The following is a 243-nucleotide window of genomic DNA, read 5'->3' on the forward strand; positions in this document are numbered from 1 at the left end:
CATTAGGTGCCCTTCGGGGAAAGTTGAGACAGGTGGTGCATGGTTGTCGTCAGCTCGTGTCGTGAGATGTTGGGTTAAGTCCCGCAACGAGCGCAACCCTTGACTTTAGTTGCCAGCAGGTGAAGCTGGGCACTCTAGAGTGACTGCCGGTGACAAACCGGAGGAAGGTGGGGATGACGTCAAATCATCATGCCCCTTATGACCTGGGCTACACACGTACTACAATGGCCGGTACAACGGGAA

Annotated in this window: 1 rRNA gene; it reads left to right on the forward strand. The window is 54.7% G+C overall.

The features are described 5' to 3' along the window. Positions 1 to 243: ribosomal RNA gene (locus HPT30_RS31250) — 16S ribosomal RNA — on the forward strand; the annotation flags it as partial.

This window comes from Paenibacillus agri, assembly GCF_013359945.1.
In the GTDB taxonomy this organism is placed as follows: Bacteria; Bacillota; Bacilli; order Paenibacillales; family Paenibacillaceae; genus Paenibacillus_AQ; species Paenibacillus_AQ agri.